Source organism: Streptomyces sp. NPDC049837 (genome assembly GCF_040674455.1).
In the GTDB taxonomy this organism is placed as follows: domain Bacteria; phylum Actinomycetota; class Actinomycetes; order Streptomycetales; family Streptomycetaceae; genus Streptomyces.
Window position 1 is genome coordinate 416,359 of sequence record NZ_JBFAMP010000006.1, and the last position, 12,788, is coordinate 429,146.

17 protein-coding genes are annotated in these 12,788 nt (G+C 70.4%); 9 read left to right on the top strand and 8 right to left on the bottom strand.

Annotation, left to right across the window (positions count from 1 at the left end):
• The first annotated feature begins 14 nt into the window (after positions 1-14).
• From AB0J57_RS19665 to AB0J57_RS19675, 3 genes are all read left to right on the top strand, one after another.
• Positions 15-797, top strand: coding sequence for a metal ABC transporter ATP-binding protein (locus tag AB0J57_RS19665; protein ID WP_366129480.1), 783 nt, complete (start codon positions 15-17; stop codon positions 795-797).
• Between the two features lies 1 nt (position 798).
• Positions 799-1,695 carry a metal ABC transporter permease gene (locus tag AB0J57_RS19670; protein ID WP_366129481.1) on the top strand — a complete coding sequence of 299 codons (897 nt, stop codon included), beginning with the start codon at positions 799-801 and terminating at the stop codon, positions 1,693-1,695.
• A gap of 78 nt (positions 1,696-1,773) precedes the next feature.
• Complete coding sequence (locus AB0J57_RS19675; protein ID WP_366129482.1) at positions 1,774-2,181, top strand: Fur family transcriptional regulator; 408 nt, start codon at positions 1,774-1,776, stop codon at positions 2,179-2,181.
• Positions 2,182-2,238: 57 nt separating this feature from the next.
• Here the strand turns inward: AB0J57_RS19675 and AB0J57_RS19680 are convergent, their stop codons facing one another.
• Genes AB0J57_RS19680 through recO form a run of 3 tightly spaced genes read right to left on the bottom strand, consistent with a single transcriptional unit; the run spans position 2,239 to position 4,459 of the window.
• Complete coding sequence (locus AB0J57_RS19680; RefSeq protein ID WP_366129483.1) at positions 2,239-2,784, bottom strand: YcxB family protein; 546 nt, start codon at positions 2,782-2,784, stop codon at positions 2,239-2,241.
• Positions 2,785-2,830: 46 nt separating this feature from the next.
• Positions 2,831-3,682: an isoprenyl transferase gene (locus AB0J57_RS19685; protein ID WP_366129484.1), complete on the bottom strand. Its 852-nt coding sequence runs from the start codon at positions 3,680-3,682 to the stop codon at positions 2,831-2,833.
• 30 nt (positions 3,683-3,712) lie between these two features.
• The gene (gene recO / locus AB0J57_RS19690; protein ID WP_366129485.1) at positions 3,713-4,459 is read right to left on the bottom strand and encodes a DNA repair protein RecO; all 747 of its coding nucleotides are present in this window, start codon (positions 4,457-4,459) and stop codon (positions 3,713-3,715) included.
• 126 nt (positions 4,460-4,585) lie between these two features.
• On the opposite strand from recO, the gene AB0J57_RS19695 reads away from it, so the two are divergent.
• Positions 4,586-4,861 (top strand): hypothetical protein, encoded by a 276-nt coding sequence (locus AB0J57_RS19695; protein ID WP_366129486.1) that lies wholly within the window; start codon positions 4,586-4,588, stop codon positions 4,859-4,861.
• A 21-nt stretch (positions 4,862-4,882) separates the two neighbouring features.
• Positions 4,883-5,269 (top strand): twitching motility protein PilT, encoded by a 387-nt coding sequence (locus AB0J57_RS19700; protein ID WP_366129487.1) that lies wholly within the window; start codon positions 4,883-4,885, stop codon positions 5,267-5,269.
• Between the two features lie 21 nt (positions 5,270-5,290).
• Here AB0J57_RS19700 and AB0J57_RS19705 read toward each other — a convergent pair whose 3' ends face one another.
• Both AB0J57_RS19705 and AB0J57_RS19710 read right to left on the bottom strand, forming a co-directional pair.
• Complete coding sequence (locus AB0J57_RS19705; RefSeq protein ID WP_366129488.1) at positions 5,291-5,506, bottom strand: hypothetical protein; 216 nt, start codon at positions 5,504-5,506, stop codon at positions 5,291-5,293.
• The gene (locus tag AB0J57_RS19710) at positions 5,503-5,736 is read right to left on the bottom strand and encodes a hypothetical protein (protein WP_366129489.1); all 234 of its coding nucleotides are present in this window, start codon (positions 5,734-5,736) and stop codon (positions 5,503-5,505) included. Before AB0J57_RS19710 ends, AB0J57_RS19705 begins: the two co-directional genes overlap by 4 nt.
• Before the next feature lie 93 nt (positions 5,737-5,829).
• On the opposite strand from AB0J57_RS19710, the gene AB0J57_RS19715 reads away from it, so the two are divergent.
• The 3 genes from AB0J57_RS19715 to AB0J57_RS19725 all read left to right on the top strand — a co-directional run bounded on the left by AB0J57_RS19715 (position 5,830) and on the right by AB0J57_RS19725 (position 8,353).
• On the top strand, positions 5,830-6,669 hold the full coding sequence (locus tag AB0J57_RS19715) for a helix-turn-helix transcriptional regulator (protein ID WP_366129490.1): 840 nt from the start codon (positions 5,830-5,832) through the stop codon (positions 6,667-6,669).
• Positions 6,651-6,932 (top strand): DUF397 domain-containing protein, encoded by a 282-nt coding sequence (locus AB0J57_RS19720; RefSeq protein ID WP_366129491.1) that lies wholly within the window; start codon positions 6,651-6,653, stop codon positions 6,930-6,932. Before AB0J57_RS19715 ends, AB0J57_RS19720 begins: the two co-directional genes overlap by 19 nt.
• A gap of 71 nt (positions 6,933-7,003) precedes the next feature.
• The gene (locus AB0J57_RS19725) at positions 7,004-8,353 is read left to right on the top strand and encodes a PQQ-binding-like beta-propeller repeat protein (protein WP_366129492.1); all 1,350 of its coding nucleotides are present in this window, start codon (positions 7,004-7,006) and stop codon (positions 8,351-8,353) included.
• Between the two features lie 12 nt (positions 8,354-8,365).
• Here AB0J57_RS19725 and AB0J57_RS19730 read toward each other — a convergent pair whose 3' ends face one another.
• On the bottom strand, positions 8,366-9,118 hold the full coding sequence (locus tag AB0J57_RS19730; RefSeq protein ID WP_366129493.1) for a hypothetical protein: 753 nt from the start codon (positions 9,116-9,118) through the stop codon (positions 8,366-8,368).
• 160 nt (positions 9,119-9,278) lie between these two features.
• Between AB0J57_RS19730 and AB0J57_RS19735 the strand changes: the two genes are divergently transcribed.
• The gene (locus AB0J57_RS19735) at positions 9,279-10,643 is read left to right on the top strand and encodes an FAD-dependent oxidoreductase (RefSeq protein WP_366129494.1); all 1,365 of its coding nucleotides are present in this window, start codon (positions 9,279-9,281) and stop codon (positions 10,641-10,643) included.
• Positions 10,644-10,695: 52 nt separating this feature from the next.
• Here the strand turns inward: AB0J57_RS19735 and AB0J57_RS19740 are convergent, their stop codons facing one another.
• Together AB0J57_RS19740 and AB0J57_RS19745 are read right to left on the bottom strand one after the other, a co-directional pair.
• A complete protein-coding gene (locus tag AB0J57_RS19740) occupies positions 10,696-11,532 on the bottom strand; it encodes a nitroreductase/quinone reductase family protein (protein WP_366129495.1) in 837 nt (278 codons plus the stop codon).
• Positions 11,533-11,734: 202 nt separating this feature from the next.
• The gene (locus AB0J57_RS19745) at positions 11,735-12,724 is read right to left on the bottom strand and encodes an ornithine cyclodeaminase family protein (protein WP_366129497.1); all 990 of its coding nucleotides are present in this window, start codon (positions 12,722-12,724) and stop codon (positions 11,735-11,737) included.
• Positions 12,725-12,788: the final 64 nt, after the last annotated feature.

The window sequence follows — 12,788 nt, forward strand, 5'->3', positions numbered from 1 at the left end:
ATGGAGGCAGCGACGTGAGCAGCACCGAGCCCGCCATACCCGCGCCGGTCATATCCGTCCGCTCGGCCACCGCCACGCTCGGTTCCCGCCCCGTGCTGCGCGGGATCGACCTCACCGTGCACCACGGTGAGGTCGTCGCGCTGCTCGGCGCGAACGGCTCGGGCAAGTCCACCGCCGTACGGTCGGTGATCGGCCAGGTCCCGCTCACCGGCGGGTCCGTCTCCCTGTTCGGTACGGAGCTGAGGCGGTTCCGCGACTGGGCACGCGTCGGCTACGTACCGCAGCGCACCACCGCCGCCAGCGGTGTGCCCGCCACGGTCCGCGAGGTCGTCTCGTCCGGCCGCCTCTCGCGTACGAGGCTGAGGTGGCCCTCCAGGGCCGACAGGGCGGCCGTGGAGCGGGCCATCGAGCTCGTGGGGCTCGCCGACCGCGCCAAGGACTCGGTGAGCGCCCTGTCCGGCGGCCAGCACCAGCGGGTGCTGATCGCCCGGGCCCTCGCCGCCGACCCCGAGCTGCTGATCATGGACGAGCCGATGGCGGGCGTCGACCTGGCCAGCCAGGAGATCCTCGCCGCCACCCTGCGCGCCAAGGTCGCGGACGGGGCGACCGTGCTGCTGGTGCTGCACGAGCTGGGCCCGCTGGAGCCGCTGATCGACCGCGCGGTCGTGCTGCGCGACGGCTGCGTCGTCCACGACGGGCCGCCGCCCCGGGCCGTCGGCCAGCACGCGCTGCCCGGCCACGACCACGTACATCCGCACGCGGCCGACGAGCCGCTCCGCACGGGACTGCTGACCTGACATGGAAATCCTCCAGCTCGCCTTCATGCAGCGCGCGCTGCTCGCGGCCGTCCTGGTCGGCATCACGGCTCCGGCCGTCGGCATCTACCTGGTCCAGCGCCGGCAGGCCCTGATGGGCGACGGCATCGGGCACGTCGCCATGACCGGCGTCGGCCTCGGCTTCCTGATGTCCACCAACCCGGTGTGGATGGCCGCGGCCGTCTCCATCCTGGGCGCGATCACCATGGAGCTGATCCGGGCGTACGGGCGCACGCGCGGTGACATCGCGCTCGCGCTGCTCTTCTACGGCGGCATGGCCGGCGGCGTCATGCTGATCAACCTGTCGCCGACCGGGTCGAACGCCAACCTCAACTCGTACCTCTTCGGCTCCCTGTCGACGGTGTCCGAGGAGGACGTCACCGCCATCTGCGTGCTGGCGGCTTTCGTGATCCTCGTCACGCTGGGGCTGCGGCGGCAGTTGTTCGCGGTCAGCCAGGACGAGGAGTTCGCACGGGTCACAGGCCTGCCCGTGCGGGCGCTGAACCTGCTGATCGCGGTCACCGCCGCCGTGACCGTCACGGTCGCCATGCGGGTCGTCGGCCTGCTGCTGGTCAGCGCGCTGATGGTGGTGCCGGTCGCGGCGGCGCAGCAGTTGTCGCGGAGCTTCCGGATGACGTTCGGCCTCGCGGTGCTGATCGGTACGGGCGTGACGCTGGCCGGTACCGCGACCTCCTACTACCAGGACGTGCCGCCGGGCGCGACGATTGTGCTGCTGGCCATCGCGGTGTTCGTGGTGCTGACCGCCCTGGCCACGCCCCTGGCCCGGCGCCGCGCCAGGGCCACCGAGCCCGCGGCCGTGGACGGCTGTGACGTGGCCGTCACGGACACCGGTGGCCGGGCGGACGACGTGAAGGTCTGACGGGCCCGCTACGGCGGCCTGGCAGAATGGCCCGACGTATGTGTGAGCGGGCCGAGTGTTGAGGAGGCACCTGTGGCGATGGCTGGAACCCCCGGCGTGCGCGGCCGGTCGACCCGGCAGCGAGCTGCCGTGTCGGCGGCGCTGAACGAGGTGGACGAGTTCCGCAGCGCGCAGGAGCTGCACGACATGCTCAAGCACCGCGGCGACTCGGTGGGCCTGACGACGGTCTACCGCACCCTGCAGTCCCTCGCCGACGCCGGCGAGGTGGACGTCCTGCGCACCAGCGACGGCGAGGCGGTCTACCGCCGCTGCTCGTCCGGTGAGCACCACCACCACCTGGTGTGCCGGGTCTGCGGCAAGGCGGTCGAGGTCGAGGGCCCGGCGGTGGAGCAGTGGGCCGAGACGATCGCGGCCGAGCACGGCTTCGTGAACGTGGCGCACACGGTCGAGATCTTCGGTACGTGCGCGGAGTGCGCCGCGAAGTGACGTGACGAGAGGGGCCCGCACCGGAAGTGTCCGGTGCGGGCCCCTTTCGCGTACGCGCTACAGGCGGGTGATGTTGCGGTCCAGGATCGCCCGAAGCCGGTCCACACCCTCCGGGTCGGATATGCCCCGCTTGGGCAGGAAGGCGATGCCGACGCCGTGCCGGTCGCCCGAGAGCAGCACGAACAGCTCGGCGGTCTCGGTGTACCGGGGCATCGCGGGCCAGCGGTACGTCATGTCCAGGTCCCGTGCGCACTGGCGTACGCCGGCGTCGTCCACGACGACCCGGAACTCCGGCTGCGTGGCGTACAGCCGGTGCACCTGCTGCCCCTGGAGCCCGGGCATCAGGAAGTACATGCCGAGGATGAAGAGCAGGACCGTGAGGCAGAGCACCGTCGCACCGACAGTGGGCCCCTTGGGTCCGGTGAAGTTCAGGACGAGCGAGCCCAGCATGAAGAGCGCGCACGCCAGCAGCACGCCGTTCTGCAACCGTCCCGCCGGGGTGGCCTTCGCCCGGGCGCGGATCGCTCCGACCGCGTCGGCGAGGGCGGGTTCATAGGTCAGTTCCACGGCGTCCTGTGCCGCCTCGGGCACTGCTTCGGTCACGGGCCCTCCAGTCGTAGTGAGACGGCCCGTGATCGTAGCGACCGGGTCAGACAGCCGGAGTCTCGCCCTCCGGTCGGCCCTGCATCGCCAGCAGCTCCTCGTTCGGGATCGCCCCGCCGAAGCGGCGGTCGCGCTGGGCGAACTCCAGGCAGGCGCGCCACAGGTCGCGGCGGTCGAAGTCCGGCCACAGCACGTCCTGGAAGACCATCTCGGCGTAGGCGCTCTGCCAGATCAGGTAGTTGGAGGTGCGCTGCTCGCCGCTGGGCCGCAGGAACAGGTCCACGTCCGGCATGTCCGGGTAGTACAGGTACTTCTGGATCGTCTTCTCGCCGACCTTCGACGGGTCGAGCTTGCCCGCCTTCACGTCCTCGGCGATCGCCTGCATGGCGTCCGCGAGCTCCGCGCGCCCGCCGTAGTTCATGCAGAAGTAGAGAGTGAGCCGGTCGTTGTCCTTGGTCTGCTCCTGGGCGATCTGGAGCTCCTTGGCCACCGACTTCCACAGCTTGGGCATCCGGCCCACCCAGCGCACCCGGATGCCCAGCTCGTCGAGCTGGTCGCGGGTCTTGCGGATGAAGTCGCGGTTGAAGTTCATCAGGAAGCGGACCTCGTCGGGCGAGCGCTTCCAGTTCTCGGTGGAGAAGGCGTACAGGGAGATGGCCCCGACGCCCATCTCGATCCCGCCCTGGAGGACGTCCAGCACGCGCTCGGCGCCGACCTTGTGCCCCTCGGTACGCGGCAGGCCGCGGTCCTTGGCCCAGCGGCCGTTGCCGTCCATGACGATCGCCACGTGGTTCGGCACCAGCTCGCCCGGGATCTTCGGGGGTCGCGCGCCGGACGGGTGCGGCTCGACGTCCTTGTAGTCGCGGCGGGACCGGCCCAGGAATCCGCGTCGTGCCATGCGGCTCACACTCTCCTCAATCTGCTGCTGCTACTTCTCGACGTACCGAAGGGAGCGCAGCCCCCGCTCCAGATGCCAGTGCAGATACGCGGACACCAGTCCGCTCCCCTCCCTGACGTGGCGCGGCTCGCACGCGTCCGCCGTCTCCCAGTCGCCGGTCAGCAGTGCGCTGAGCAGACCGACGGCCTCCGCAGAGGGTACGACGCTCCCGGGCACCCGGCAGTCGCCGCATATGACGCCGCCCGCCGCGACCGAGAAGAACCGGTTCGGCCCGTGCATCCCGCACCGGGCGCAGTCCTCGAACGAGGGCGCGTAGCCGTTCACGGCCAGGGACCGCAGCAGGAAGGCGTCCAGGATCAGGTTCGGGGCGTGCTCCCCCCGCGAAAGGGTCCGGAGCCCGCCGATGAGCAGCAGGTACTGCTGCACGGCCGGCTCGCCCTCATGATCGGTGAACCGCTCGGCGGTCTCCAGCATGGCCGTCCCCGCGGTGTACCGCCCGTAGTCGGTGACGATCCCGCTGCCGTACGCCGCGATCGTCTCGCTCTGCGTGCACAGCGGCAGCCCGCGCCCCACGAGCTCGCTGCCCCGCGCGAAGAACTGCACGTCCACGTGGGAGAACGGCTCCAGCCGCGCCCCGAACTTCGACTTGGTGCGCCTCACGCCCCGCGCGACGGCCCGCACGCGCCCGTGCCCGCGCGTCAGGATCGTGATGATGCGGTCCGCCTCACCCAGCTTCTGGGTGCGCAGCACGATGCCGTCGTCGCGGAACAGGGTCATGGGGCCATTGTCCCGTACGGGGAGGGTGGCGCGGGCCCGGCTCCGGGATCGGGGTCCGGTCACTCGTGCCGGTGAAGCCGCCGACTCGGCATAGCACCGCCGTGAACCAGCGGTAATACTCTCAGTATGAGTCTGGAGCGCGTCACCATCACGATCCCGAGCGAGACGCTCGAAGCCGTTCGGCAGGCCGCGGAGCGGGATGGCCTCAGCGTCTCGGCGTGGCTGTCCCGGGCAGCCGAGAAGGCAGCCAAGATCGAGGCAGGTCTGACCGCCGCCGAGGAAGTCCTGGCGGAACTGGGCCCACCGACTCCGGAGGAACAGGCCTGGGTGGACTCCGTCATGGAACTGGTGACCTGCCCGGTGGTCACGGACAACTCAGCCTCCGACCACGATGCGGCCTGACCGGTGACCACTCTGCGAACCATGGTGTACGACGCAGGGGCGCTCATTGCCGCCGAGCGGAACCAGTCGGCCTTCTGGCGCATGCACCGCTCATACCTGACAGCGGGCGGCGTACCGGTCGTACCGTCCCCCGTCGTTGTCCAAGTCTGGCGAAACGGCGCACGGCAAGCAGCGCTCGCCCGCCTGCTCCAGGGCTGTGATATCTCGCCACTGGACGACGCCCTGGCCCGAAGAGTGGGCGAGCTCCTCGGGCACGCCAACGTGGTGGACCCCGTCGATGGCGCAGTCGCCCTGATCAGCGCGCGCACCTCCGCCACGGTAATCACCTCGGACCCCGGCGACATCCAGCACCTCCTGGACCACCTCGGTCGGGTCGGGAAACGAGCCACCGTGAAATCGCTGTACTAGGCCAGCCCTGTTCAGCGGTACTCACGGCACCTCGCCCCTGCTCCGCGCGTTCGCGTACGCCGTCACCGCACTGATCCGTTCCGCGTCCGTCGCCCGCCGCACCCCGTCCGGGGGGCAGTCCCACTCCCGGCCGCCTCCGACCGGTCTGAGCTGGAGGTACGGCCCCACGTGCCCCATGACGCGCCCCACGCGTCCGCTGCGGACATCGACGACGTACGACCCGACGGGCAGGCTCATCCCCGGTCACCTTCCTCCCGCAGAGCGGCGGCCAGCCGGCGCGCCGTCTCCACCGTGCAACGTCCCAGTTCCACCAGCGGCCGAGGCGGCTCGGCAGCGCACGTGACGGGGTCCAACCCCAGGGAGGGCAGCGTGATTCCCGCCCTTTCGAGTGCCGCGCGCAATTCCGTCACCGCCTTCTTCGCGTCCCGCATCTCTTCCTTCACCAACGCCGTCCTTTCCGAATCCATTTCCCGCTTACTGCCCCCAGGATGGACCCGCGCCCCTAGCATTGGGGGTTGCGACCGCGCTACAACTGCGCGGCAGGACTGGGGTGTTAAGCCATGGCCAACGCAGGCTCGTCCAGGCAGGCCGCCTGGGAGTTCTTCGGTACGGAGCTGAAGAATCGACGCGAGGCCGCCAATATGACGCAGCAGGAACTGGGGCGGAGGGTCTTCGTATCGGGCGGGTACATCGGCCAATTCGAACAGGCGATTCGTAAGCCCCAGTTGGACGTGGCGGCGAGGATCGACGAGGTGCTGCAAACCGGCGGTATTTTCGAGCGGATGTGCCGCCAGCTCATCAACAAGTCGCCGTACGCGGAGTATTTCGCGGCTGCGGCGGAGCTGGAGGCGTTGGCGACGAAGCTGTGCGACTTCGCCCCGACGATCGTGCCGGGCCTGCTCCAAACGGCGCCGTACGCCCGGGCCGTGATCCTCGCGAGCAACCCGTTCGCCTCCGACGACCAGATCGAGGAGAAGGTGGCCGCCCGCATGGAGCGGGCGCGCCTCCTGAAACACCCGGCCAAGCCCGAGCACTGGGTGATCCTGCACGAGCACGTGCTGCGGCTCCCCACGGGCGGGCCTGCCGTCATGGCCGAGCAGCTAGACCACATCGCGGCGTTGGCCCGAAGCCGGAGGGTGCTGGTCCAGGTGCTTCCCTACGCGGCGGGGGCCCATCCCCTCATGGGACGGATGCTCAGGCTCATGGAGTTCGAGGACGCGCCGCCAACCGCCTATACAGAGGCCGTGTATTCGGGGAATCTGCTGGACGATCCTGCCCTGGTGAAGCGCGTACAGGCCGCTTACGATCTGCTCAGGGCCAGCGCACTGGCGCCAACGGCGTCCCTGACCCTGATCGAATCAGCGGCGGAGGACCACAGACGATGCGCGAGTACGACCTGAGCGGCGCTCGGTGGCGTAAGAGCAGCTTCAGCGACGACAACGGCGGCGAGTGCGTCGAAGTCGCGTACGACTTCCCGGGCGCCGCCCCATGGCGCAAGAGCAGCTACAGCGACGGCGACGGCGGCAACTGCCTCGAAGTCCGCGACGACTTCCCCGGCGTCGTCCCCGTCCGGGACAGCAAGAACCCCGCCGGCCCCGTCCTCCTGGTCACCGCCCCCGCCTGGCGGGCGTTCATCGAGGGTGTCGGGCGTTCCACCATGTGACTGTCCTGTCCCGTGCCGGCAGCCCTGCCTTACCCTGATCGTCTTTCGCAGATCAACTGGGGGGCCGCGTGATGTCGGGGAGAACGCTCGCGAAAGCGCTGACGACGACAGCCGTCGTTCTGACGGTGATCGGGTCCATCACGGCCTGGTTCCTGTCGTACCAGGGCTATCTGCCGGGCGACGCCATGGTGCGGACCTGGACGGCGGCGAAGGACCGGCCCACCGACGACACCAGTGCCAACAACACATGGGTCGTCGGTGACGTCGCCGTCCGCAGCCGGTTCGACGCGGTGACCGGCTTCGGTATCGCGGACGGGCAGGACGGCAAGAAGCTCTGGGAGTACGTGCCGCCCGGCCGCACCCGGGTATGCGGGAGCGCGCGGCACGCGGACGCGTCGGTCCTGCTCGTCGCTTACGGGGAAGAAGGCGGCGAGTTCAGTGACCCCGCCCCGCGGGGCAAGGGCTGTGCGACCGTCCTCGCTCTCGACCTGAAGGACGGCCGGGAGCTGTGGACCGCCCAGCGGAAGGTCGCGACCGGCCGGTTCGACGAGGGCTCCCAGTTCATGGACGCGGGCGGCGACATCGCCGTGATCGCACATGACCACCGTGACGCACGGCAGGCGCGGACCAAGGACGACCACACTTCCCTCCGCGCCGTGGACCTGCGCACCGGCAAGCCCCGCTGGACGGCAGCCATGCCCGACAAGTGCGGCACGTACAAGGTCGCCGTGGGCAAGGAGCAGGTCTTCGCGGTCCTGGAGTGCGGCGGCAAGGAGGCCGATGAGTTCGGCATCGGCAGCACGGACGGCGCCGAGCTGAACATGGCCGCCTTCGACCGCGCGACAGGCGCCCTGAACTGGAAGATCCCGATGGACGCACGCCTCCCCCTGGACCTGCGCGCCATGGTCTCCATCGAGTCCACCGACCCACTGGTGCTCGCCGTCGGGCGCAGCGGGAGCCTCGACTCGGGCACGTACCTCTCCTTCGGCGAGGACGGCCGGCCGCGCCCCCGCATCGAGTTCACCAACGATCACGGCAAGATCGACGCGGCCGATCCGACCCAGACGGCGATCGTCGGGGAGCGGATGTACGCGCTGGCGGGCTGGTGGCAGAAGGGCGAGCACCACAATCTCGTCGCCTTCGACCTGACGACCGGCGAGACGGTGTGGAAGGAGCCCCTGGACGAGCCCGCCGCCGCGCTGCTCGCGCGGGGCGACCGGATCACCGTCCTGGTCGAGTGGTCCACGCAGGCCAGCGACATCACCGATCTGTTCGTGTTCGACGCCGGCAACGGCGAGGAACTCGACGAACGCCATTTCCGCGGCGAGGTCCCCGGTTCCCGCTTCTACGAGCACGAGGGGCGGCTCATCGCCGCCGGGTCGGGCGGTGGCCTGACCTTCACCGCGTTCGAGCGGTGGTGAGCGGCCGGGGCCCTACGGCTCCCGGCCCTCCTCCTTCGCCACGACAACCTCCGTCCGCAGCGCTCGCGCGAGCACCACGCCCACGACCATGAGGGCGACGGCGAACCACCTGGGTGCGGCGTCGAAGACCAGGACGAGGACGCCCATGGGGATGAGCAGGCCGACGAACGGCATGAGCAGGCTCCGTACCGGTGGCCTCGGCACGGCCGGGTACCACTCGGTGAAGCGCATCGCGGTGACGAGCGCGGAGGCCTGGATCAGCCAGGCCGTCCAGAGGTTGTCCGGGTTGTGCAGCACCAGGTCGCCGATCAGGCCGGCGAGGGCCGCCGCCAGGAAGGCGAGGCCCCAGACGTAGGTGATCAGTACGTTGGCGCGGAGGAACTCCGGGGTGTGCCAGAACTCGCGCGGCACCTTCTTGCGGGCGTACGGGGTCGTCAGCGGCGCCCGTGCCGCGACGGAGAGGCCCGCGAGGGCGGCGATGGTCAGGTTGGACAGCTCACCCGCGTAGGTGTCCAGCCAGTGCAGCGTGTCCGCCGGGGCGATCATGCCGATGACGGTGAGGACGCCGAAGAAGACGAGCCCGGCGACCTCCAGGAAGACCGGCCGGTGCCGTACGAGCACGAGGACGACCGCCACCGCGAGGGAGAGCGCGGCGGCGAGTTCGTAGCGGCTGGGGCCGACCAGCAGGGAGAAGAGGATCCACGGGGACATCCCGGTGATCGAGCTGTTCATCAGCCTGGCGCCCCAGCCGGTGGCGCCGTTCATGGTTCCAGCGTGGCGCGGTTCATGCGTGGAGGCGAGAGAGGCCATAAGCCTCACTTATGGGCCCATAGGTCGGGGGCGGGTACCAAGTGAGGGCAGCCTTACTTAGGGTGCATATGATCACTCAAGTGACCGCCTGCTCCTCGCTCGAAGGGAATCCCTCATGCCCCGCCCCCTGCGGGTCGCGATCGTCGGTGCCGGCCCCGCCGGAATCTACGCCGCCGACGCGCTGCTGAAGTCCGAGGCCGCCGCCGACCCCGGCGTATCGATCGACCTCTTCGAGCGCATGCCCGCGCCGTTCGGCCTGATCCGGTACGGCGTGGCCCCCGACCACCCGCGTATCAAGGGCATCATCACCGCGCTGCACCAGGTGCTGGACAAGCCGCAGATCCGGCTGTTCGGCAACGTGGACTACGGCACCGACATCTCCCTGGACGACCTGCGGGCGTTCTATGACGCGGTGATCTTCTCGACGGGCGCGATGGCGGACCGGGCGCTGGACATACCCGGCATCGACCTGGACGGTTCGTACGGCGCCGCCGACTTCGTGTCCTGGTACGACGGCCACCCGGACGTGCCGCGCACCTGGCCGCTGGAGGCTACGAGTGTCGCCGTGCTGGGCGTGGGCAACGTGGCGCTCGACGTGGCGCGCATCCTCGCCAAGACGGCGGACGAGCTGCTGCCGACCGAGATCCCGCCGAACGTGTACGAGGGCCTGAAGGCCAACAAGGCGCTGGAGATCCACGTCTTCGGGCGGCGCGGTCCGGCGCAGGCGAAGTTCAGCCCGATGGAACTGCGCGAGCTGGACCACTCGCCGAACATCGAGGTCATCGTCAACCCCGAGGACATCGACTACGACGCCGGGTCCATCGAGCAGCGGCGCTCCAACAAGCAGGTCGACATGGTCGCCAAGACCCTGGAGAACTGGGCGATCCGTGACGTCGGGGACCGGCCGCACAAGCTGTTCCTGCACTTCTTCGAGTCGCCCGCCGAAGTCGTCGGCGAGGACGGCAAGGTCGTCGGGCTGCGTACCGAGCGCACCGAGCTGGACGGCACGGGCAACGTGAAGGGCACGGGCGAGTTCACCACCTGGGACGTCCAGGCCGTGTACCGCGCGGTGGGCTACCTCTCCGACGAGCTGCCCAAGCTGCCGTTCGACGTCGCCAGCGGCACCGTCCCGGACGAGGGCGGCCGGGTGATCGAGGGCGGTGAGCACATGGCGTCCACGTACGTCACGGGCTGGATCCGGCGCGGCCCGGTCGGTCTGATCGGCCACACCAAGGGCGACGCCAACGAGACGGTGGCCAATCTGCTGGAGGACCACCGCGAGGGCCGGCTCCTCACGCCGACGGCACCGGAGGAGGACGCCGTGGTGGCGTACCTGCGGGACAAGGGCGTGGAGTACACGACGTGGGAGGGCTGGTACCGGCTGGACGCCGCCGAGCGTGCCCTGGGCGAGGCCGAGGGCCGCGAGCGCGTGAAGATCGTCGAGCGTGAGGGCATGCTCCGCGCGAGCGCCGGGCAGTAGTCGCACGCCGGTGGGCCGCCCCTGGGTTCTCCGGGGGCGGCCCACCGTCTTTTCACGCGTCGAGCATGGGGAGGATGTGCTCCTCCTCGTACACGAGGTGGGCCTCCAGCTCGTCCGTGAGCCGTTCGACCTCGCCCAGCACGTGCCGGGGGTCCGCTTCCTCATCGGACACCGCCTTCTTGAGGTCGGCGAGGAGGGCGGCGATCTGCTCGTGCTCCTGCTTCAGCCGGTCCATCACCGGGGCGAGGCCGGGATGGCTGTCGGCGAGCATCGGGAAGAGCATCGTGTCCTCCCCGGTGTGGTGGTTGTGCAGGCCCTGGCAGACGGTCAGGCAGTTGACCCGCAACTGCGTGGCGAGGCCGCCGGCGGTGCCGGACTCGGCGATCTCCTTGCGTATGAGGGCCAGTTCGTGCCGGAACGCGTCGTGGACGGCCTTGATGGCCTCGCTCATGGACGCGGCGTTGAAGTGGGGCGGGCCGGGGACCTCGGTGAGGGCGACCACGGGGATGACGCGGCTGGTCTTCGCCTGGTACTCGGCCCAGCCGGGGTCGGTTTCGACGGCGCGGGCGAAGGCGCGGTCGCGCTCCTCGCCCTGGAGGACGGTGGCGTCGGCCTCGTACGTGAAGACGCCGCTCTCGACCGTGACACGGGGGTTGGCCAGCAGGTTGTGGTACCAGGCCGGGTGCTGGGGCGCTCCGGCGGCGGAGGCGATGACGAGGACGCGGCCGTCGCCGTCGGGGAGGTAGCCGACGGGGGTGGTGTGGGGTTTCCCGGACCGGGCGCCGGTGGTGGTCAGCAGCAGGAGGCGGGCTCCCTCGAACCACCCGCCCACGCGGCCGTGGTTGGCCCGGAACTCTTCGATGATGGGCTGGTTGAAATCGTTCGGCAATTCTCTGCTTTCTGCTCCAGGGTGAAGGACTGCTGTACGCGGAGGAGAAAACAGAAAAGGCGGGGCTCTGGCCCGCCCCGGCGTCACGCCGAGGCCGGGTGCCCTACTCGTGTGTGGCCCATGGCCGACCCGGCAGTCACGCCGTCAACGTACCGATGACGAACGATCATGTGCAACGGCGAAAACCGGCCAGCAACCGCCATCAGTCCAGGCGGATTTCGTCACCGACCGACTGCTCGCGCGCGGCGTTGATGACGAGGGCGGCGGCGGCCGCGTCCTGGACGGCCACGCCGACCGACTTGTAGAGGGTGATCTGGTCCGCGGAGCCGCGGCCCGGCTTGCTGCCGTTGATCAGCTCGCCGAGTTCGGCGTGGATGTGGTCGGCCGTGATCACTCCGTCGCGGAGGGGGAAGATCAGGTCGTTGCTGCCGGCGGGGAACGGCGCGAGGGCGGCCCGGCGCGATTCGACGCATACCAGGGCGTCGGCCACGGTCGCGTCGTCGACCTCGCGCCCGCCCCGGTTGAAGCCCACCGAGGCGATGTGGGCGCCGGGCGTCAGCCATGCGCGGCGTACGACCGGGTCGACGGCGTGGGTGGCGGCGGCGACGATGTCGGCCCCGTCGAGCGCCTCGGCGTACGTCGGTGCGGCGTCGACCTGGACGTTCAGCGTGGCCGCCAGCTCGTCGGCGAGCACGGCCGCCCGGACGGGGTCGCGGCCGGCCACCCGGATGTGCCGCACGGGCCGCACCCGGCACATGGCGTGGGCGTGCGTCCGGGCCTGGACGCCGGTGCCGAGGAGGGCGAGGACGGAGGCGTCGGGGCGGGCGAGGAGCCGTGCCGACAGCGCCGAGGCGGCGGCGGTGCGGGCGGCGGTGATGGCGGTGCCGTCCAGGAGGGCCTGGGGGGCGCCCGTCTCCGGGTCGAACACGGCGATGAGCGCCTGGTGGGTCGGCAGGGGCGTCCCGGCGTTGTGCGGGAAGAGGGAGACCAGCTTGGTCATGAGCACCCCGGCGGACGGCACGAACCCGGGCATGGCCGCCAGGAACCCGTCCTGCTCGGGCACCACGGCGGCGACCCGGTCGGGCACGGAGGCCCGGCCCTCGCTGAGGTCCACCATCGCGGGGCCGAGCCCGTCGATCAGCGCGTCCATGTCGAGCAGCGCCTCGACCTGTGAGCGTCCCAGTACCAGCATTCGCCCAGCCTCTGCCACGAGCCCTCGTGGTGGCCATGACGACACGCCCGGAGGGGCCCCGGAG

What these genes read in the sequence shown, in the direction of transcription:
- AB0J57_RS19670 (WP_366129481.1), top strand. Translation starts at nt 799, where the DNA reads ATGGAAATCCTCCAGCTCGCCTTCATGCAGCGCGCGCTGCTCGCGGCC.
- AB0J57_RS19675 (WP_366129482.1), top strand. Translation starts at nt 1,774, where the DNA reads ATGGCTGGAACCCCCGGCGTGCGCGGCCGGTCGACCCGGCAGCGAGCT.
- AB0J57_RS19685 (WP_366129484.1), bottom strand. Translation starts at nt 3,682, where the DNA reads ATGGCACGACGCGGATTCCTGGGCCGGTCCCGCCGCGACTACAAGGAC.
- recO (WP_366129485.1), bottom strand. Translation starts at nt 4,459, where the DNA reads ATGACCCTGTTCCGCGACGACGGCATCGTGCTGCGCACCCAGAAGCTG.
- AB0J57_RS19695 (WP_366129486.1), top strand. Translation starts at nt 4,586, where the DNA reads ATGAGTCTGGAGCGCGTCACCATCACGATCCCGAGCGAGACGCTCGAA.
- AB0J57_RS19700 (WP_366129487.1), top strand. Translation starts at nt 4,883, where the DNA reads ATGGTGTACGACGCAGGGGCGCTCATTGCCGCCGAGCGGAACCAGTCG.
- AB0J57_RS19705 (WP_366129488.1), bottom strand. Translation starts at nt 5,506, where the DNA reads ATGAGCCTGCCCGTCGGGTCGTACGTCGTCGATGTCCGCAGCGGACGC.
- AB0J57_RS19710 (WP_366129489.1), bottom strand. Translation starts at nt 5,736, where the DNA reads ATGGATTCGGAAAGGACGGCGTTGGTGAAGGAAGAGATGCGGGACGCG.
- AB0J57_RS19715 (WP_366129490.1), top strand. Translation starts at nt 5,830, where the DNA reads ATGGCCAACGCAGGCTCGTCCAGGCAGGCCGCCTGGGAGTTCTTCGGT.
- AB0J57_RS19720 (WP_366129491.1), top strand. Translation starts at nt 6,651, where the DNA reads ATGCGCGAGTACGACCTGAGCGGCGCTCGGTGGCGTAAGAGCAGCTTC.
- AB0J57_RS19725 (WP_366129492.1), top strand. Translation starts at nt 7,004, where the DNA reads ATGTCGGGGAGAACGCTCGCGAAAGCGCTGACGACGACAGCCGTCGTT.
- AB0J57_RS19730 (WP_366129493.1), bottom strand. Translation starts at nt 9,118, where the DNA reads ATGAACGGCGCCACCGGCTGGGGCGCCAGGCTGATGAACAGCTCGATC.
- AB0J57_RS19735 (WP_366129494.1), top strand. Translation starts at nt 9,279, where the DNA reads ATGCCCCGCCCCCTGCGGGTCGCGATCGTCGGTGCCGGCCCCGCCGGA.
- AB0J57_RS19745 (WP_366129497.1), bottom strand. Translation starts at nt 12,724, where the DNA reads ATGCTGGTACTGGGACGCTCACAGGTCGAGGCGCTGCTCGACATGGAC.